General features: G+C 47.1%; 7 protein-coding genes. All 7 read right to left on the reverse strand.

Annotated elements, in window-relative coordinates; genetic code table 11:
- Nucleotides 1-217: 217 nt before the first annotated feature.
- The 7 genes from J0895_RS12900 to J0895_RS12930 all read right to left on the reverse strand — a co-directional run bounded on the left by J0895_RS12900 (nt 218) and on the right by J0895_RS12930 (nt 4,639).
- Nucleotides 218-532 carry a helix-turn-helix domain-containing protein gene (locus J0895_RS12900; protein WP_207088496.1) on the reverse strand — a complete coding sequence of 105 codons (315 nt, stop codon included), beginning with the start codon at nt 530-532 and terminating at the stop codon, nt 218-220.
- A 14-nt stretch (nt 533-546) separates the two neighbouring features.
- Nucleotides 547-840, reverse strand: coding sequence for a type II toxin-antitoxin system HigB family toxin (locus tag J0895_RS12905; RefSeq protein WP_207088497.1), 294 nt, complete (start codon nt 838-840; stop codon nt 547-549).
- A gap of 176 nt (nt 841-1,016) precedes the next feature.
- Complete coding sequence (locus J0895_RS12910; protein ID WP_242541261.1) at nt 1,017-1,211, reverse strand: hypothetical protein; 195 nt, start codon at nt 1,209-1,211, stop codon at nt 1,017-1,019.
- Nucleotides 1,199-1,381 carry an element excision factor XisH family protein gene (locus tag J0895_RS12915; RefSeq protein WP_242541262.1) on the reverse strand — a complete coding sequence of 61 codons (183 nt, stop codon included), beginning with the start codon at nt 1,379-1,381 and terminating at the stop codon, nt 1,199-1,201. The genes J0895_RS12910 and J0895_RS12915 overlap by 13 nt, the downstream gene beginning before the upstream one ends.
- 202 nt (nt 1,382-1,583) lie before the next feature.
- Nucleotides 1,584-1,817, reverse strand: a complete 234-nt coding sequence (locus J0895_RS12920; RefSeq protein WP_207088498.1) for a hypothetical protein — start codon at nt 1,815-1,817, stop codon at nt 1,584-1,586.
- A gap of 230 nt (nt 1,818-2,047) precedes the next feature.
- Nucleotides 2,048-3,622, reverse strand: a complete 1,575-nt coding sequence (locus J0895_RS12925; RefSeq protein ID WP_207088500.1) for an ATP-dependent DNA helicase — start codon at nt 3,620-3,622, stop codon at nt 2,048-2,050.
- A 150-nt stretch (nt 3,623-3,772) separates the two neighbouring features.
- On the reverse strand, nt 3,773-4,639 hold the full coding sequence (locus J0895_RS12930) for a hypothetical protein (RefSeq protein ID WP_242541263.1): 867 nt from the start codon (nt 4,637-4,639) through the stop codon (nt 3,773-3,775).
- Nucleotides 4,640-4,894: the final 255 nt, after the last annotated feature.

The following is a 4,894-nucleotide window of genomic DNA, read 5'->3' on the forward strand; positions in this document are numbered from 1 at the left end:
ATCCCCAATAATCCCGTAATCGATAACCCCAAATCAATGGCTTCCCTTCGTCCTAACCGTTCATCAATCAATCATTCTTCTGCCTTCACTTCCAATGCCAATGCGATCGCCTCTGATTCTCCTCGACTAGATGACGTTCAGTTTGTAGAACATTTACTAATTGTTGATTAATCGCCAAAGCATCAAACCCCTCTAAAACCCCCTCAGATTTCACGGCTCATTTTTTTTCCCAATTATCAATTATCCATTCATTTAAAGCCTCTTGAATCACCTGCTCACTTACCCCGCGCTGCTTCAACCCATCAATAAAACTTAAAAGAGGTGACTGACGACTTTCCAGATGGTATAAAATGGCCTCATAAGGTGATGGTGACTCAATCGGATGATGTTGTTCTTCATAGGCTTCAATTAGGGTGGTCAGAACCTCAAGTCTATCCCCCTCGGTTGTATCTACAGGCGCATTAAATAACCGTTCAACCTCCGCTAAAGCTTGACGATAATCTGCCTCGGTTTTAATCGGTTTTAAATTCATATTATTTTACCTCTTTAAATCGTGGTTGCATCAATATTATCATATTCTTGATGTGTCCCAATAAAGCGAATAAAGACAATCCCCAGGTCATAACGAACATGAACAATTATCCGATAATTATTCCCCTTTATATTAAAAACAACTCGATTATTGGGAAGAATACTCGCATTCGCATAAATCGCTTTAATATCTGCTGGACTTGTCCAGTTCAGGTTACGGACATCCTGAAACCAAGCCTTTAACGGTTGTTCAGCATCCGCGTGTAACTCCCAGAACTCTCGTAATGTACTGCGAGCAATAATCCTCACAACAACGTTCTCCCTCAATAATCAATTGCAACGCACCAGGTCAGGATAGCATTCCCATTTTACCCCATCCCCCCAACTCAGAAACCCGGTTTCTTTCTTAAATTTTTGTGAAGAAACACCAGATGCTGTCAGAAACCCGGTTTCTTTTCCTCTACAGATGCTAAAACCTCAATTTATTAATTCACCGGAGTCGTTTGGTCTTTTTGCAAAAGAAAATCAAGGTATTCTTCTAGTTGTTTTTGTCGGTGTTCTGACAGGTGGCGAAATTTACTTAAAATTGCTTCTTCTCTTAAATAGTCACTCAGGGGCATAATCTGTGATGCAGTGAATAGCTCCTGAATGATTTGTCTATACTGTTTTATTCTATCCATTGTAAAATCACCTCATTTTTCGGTTCATAAACCATCAATTTTAGCCGATAGGTTTGAATGGCAAGTTGCGGTAAATCTCGCCAAAAAAATGATTGGTAGGCAGTGACAGGTATCGCTAAATATAGAATCCGATACGGCTCAATTTTTTCGAGAACCAAGGGGTAATCCAAAAGGTGAAACCGGGTTTCTTTCCTCAATTTAGGCAATCCCACAACAATTGTCGCAGAAACCCGGTTTCTGGTCCTAGGGTGGGGGTTAGAAACCGGGTTTCTTTCCTCAATTTAGGTGATTAACCAACAATTGTCGCAGAAACCCGGTTTCTGGTCCTGGGGTGGAGGTAAAGCTATATATAAATGTGAGTATCCAGAACAATCATTTCAAAACCTCCCAATCTTCAGCCGTTACAGCCGGTTCAAATGGATCATCGTAGCGGTAAGGTTGTTTTCCCTGAAGGGGATATTCAGGGGAAGAAGTTGGGGAGAATTGCTGTTTTTTAGGCTGGTTTAAAAAAATAATTTCTACCGTATCTCCAGCATGAAAAGGCAAACCTGTTAATTCCAATTTACCATCTTCATTGAATGTAATCGCGACTTTATGAGCATTCATTGTCGTAATTTTCCTAAAAAAACAACTCCAGAGTTGATGAATATTATAAAATTTTTATCAACCCATTACACCCTTATGATGAAAATTGATAAAGTTACAAATTTTCTCAATATGTTTGCAAACAGTCTAACATAAATTAGGAAAAAGTAATCTCGATTTCAACAACAAATGACAAATGACAAATGACAAATGACAAATGACCAACAACCAATGACCAATGACCAATGACCCTAATTCACAAAAGAAGTGGCATCTAAATAGTCAATGCGGGCGAGGGGACTGAGGGCGGCTAAAACTTGGGTCCCATAGCTGCGGTAGAGGACTCGACTATCGAGGAGGGCGACGATGCCTTGGCGTTGCCGAACGGGCGCGATCGCCCGTTGCAATTCTCCCAAGGCTGTCGGTAACAGATACAATCTAAACCAGTCTTGCCGTTCTCGCTTATAGTGAGCAACGCGACCCGCCACTAACGGATGTTCCAGGGAGGGAATCGGCAAAGTGGCGATCGCCAGCAACTTGGGAGGCGGTAATGTGCCTTGATGTTCTCGCCAAAACTCCCAACCACTCACTAAAATACTCTGTTCATCGATGGGAGTCTTCTCCACCTGTACCCGAGATCCAAACTCTGCTGCCAGAATCGTCCCTAAACGAGGTTTTAGTGGCATATCTCCCACGAGAATGACAATCGGTCCGGCAGTGGTTGCCGCGATACAAAGTAGGGTTCTAAGTTGTTCTAATAATGCTGCTTCAAACTGAGGGGTATTCGGCATAGGAATCCCCTCGGGTAAATAGAGTTGAATCATCTCATTTTGGCGATCGGGAGAGAATTTGAGGGTGGTGACATCTCCCAATCCCAATTGTTGGCGATAAATTGGCGCTGAGGTTTCTAAATCTAATGCCCCCCCAATCAACACCACGGGCTGCTGGTCCCAGATAGGCCCTAGGGCCGAGGCTACCTCTACCGGAGTCGCCGATAAGGTAAATTGGCCCAATTTTCGGTCAATGGAGGCCCAAAGTAGGCGATTGCTGCTGTGAAACTGTTGCCAAAAGTGAATCCAGCGATCGGGCAGTTCGGGGAATGGGGGAGGGGGATTACTGGGGACAGTGGGAGTGCAGTGGCGCTGTTGCAGACTCTCATGGAGACCCTGTAAAATTCCTTGTTCCTCGGACTCTAGCAAAACACAGTGGTAAGGATTCGCGGGATGTTGGAATAAGGCGCGAGTGAGTTGCACCCTGGCATCACGAATTAGGGCAGCACAATCGGGACGGGAGACCATGAGTTGATTCCAGTCCCAGGATTGTAGGGTGATACTGAGTTGCTGACTGGCCCAGGATTCTAGGTCATCGGCCCCATCAATAATGGTGGGAATTCCTCGGGGGATTTTGGTGCGATCGCCCAGAACATCTTCCAGCCATAATTTTGGGGAAATAATCAGCAATCCTTGAAAATCAGCACCGGGCCACCGCCAACCCCCCGAGGCCCCATCGGTAACGGTGCGAATTGTCTTATTAGTCTCGATCCACTGCTGCATCTGGGGGATTTCCACCAATAGCAATCGCTGTTGAATCGGTTCTGGTGCCACTAGGATAGCGGGACCGGGCCAGATGAGGACGGGGGTTAAGTAACTGAGTCGATGTCCTCCGTGAGCACCTACCGAGGGGATGCCGGTTTGAATCAGCGCACTACGACCCACACGAAATGCACGGGCCACTAACCGCGCCATCGTCAAATGATGCGGCCAATAGGGTTCACCCTGCGATCGCAGGAATGCTCTGAGTTGTTGGTGGACTTCTAATTCAATCACAACAGGACGATATCGGATCGGCAGCAATCCGGACAAGATGTAATCGGGAGATTGGGGATTGGGGAGAGGAAACGACTTCCGTCGTAACTACGAACTATTGGAACGACTGAAGTAGCGTAGGGTGGGCAATGCCCACCCTACAGATAGAATTTACCGGCGTCTTGTGCCACCGCCTGAGCGACGGGGGGCCGATCGCGCTGGAGAAGAAGAACCACCACTGCCAAAACTGCCACGACGGGGAGTGGAACTTCCCGATGAGTTCGAGGCAGGGCGTTGCAGGTTACTGCCACCGACGCCGGACCCAGTAGGCCGTGAGTTGTTGGTTCCCGAGGCGGGACGATTAACATTACTGGGATTCGACCGAACCTGACCCGTTGTCCGCAATGAGTTTTGGCGATTTTGCACCGCTGCAGGTGGCGATTGGTAGCGGGTGGTATATTGCTGGACTGCTTGCTGATATGAGTTGCCATAACCGCCATAACCCGTCATGACTACCCCTGGTTGATACATTGGGGGAACGTAATAGCGGGGGGTGAATAGCGCATTGGCTACCATTTGTCCAGCGATCGCACCGGCAAAGGGGGTCCAAAAGCTAGATTGCTGGCGGACAATTACCGTTTCCGGTTGGCCAGTTTGCGGGTTGGGTTGGGTTTCGGTCACCGCATGGACATATTCAATTTTAAAGTCTTCGGTCAAATGCAGGGAAGCTTGACCGGACTCCACCTGAAGGTAACTTTTTGGACCGGCAGAGACTTCTTCCGGGGTTAAACTCGCCATCGGTAAATCATCGGTGCGATAAACCGAGGGGGAGGCATTGAGCAAAAACAGGCTATATTCCCCGTTGGCATCGTTATAGCTGGCCTGTTGTACGGGATAGCGACCGTCAGCCATTCGGGTTGGGGTGACGGATGTGCTCGGGTTAGGTGCGCTGATGGAAGAGGACCGGGCGCTACTACAGGCGGTTGTGGTCCAACAGAGCATGAATACCATTAAGACTGGAATTAGTTTGCGGAACATGGTGGAGATAATGCATGAAATTGATTCAAGTCAAGATTCACCGGACCGAGTTGCTCAGTCCGGCTGCTCTTTCTCTTGATTGTAAGAGAAGACTATTTTGGTTGACAGGGGGGGTTTTACCGAGAATCGGCGTAAAGCCCCCGGATTTATCCGTGGGGATATGAGCCGACCGTGTTAAAATAGTAAAAGCGAGTAAGAATAATCATCTGCGTGATTATTGTATTCTAGTCTTCGGTGAAATTCCGGCACAGTAAG

It is taken from the genome of Phormidium pseudopriestleyi FRX01, from assembly GCF_017313335.1.
In the GTDB taxonomy this organism is placed as follows: Bacteria; Cyanobacteriota; Cyanobacteriia; order Cyanobacteriales; family Laspinemataceae; genus Laspinema; species Laspinema pseudopriestleyi.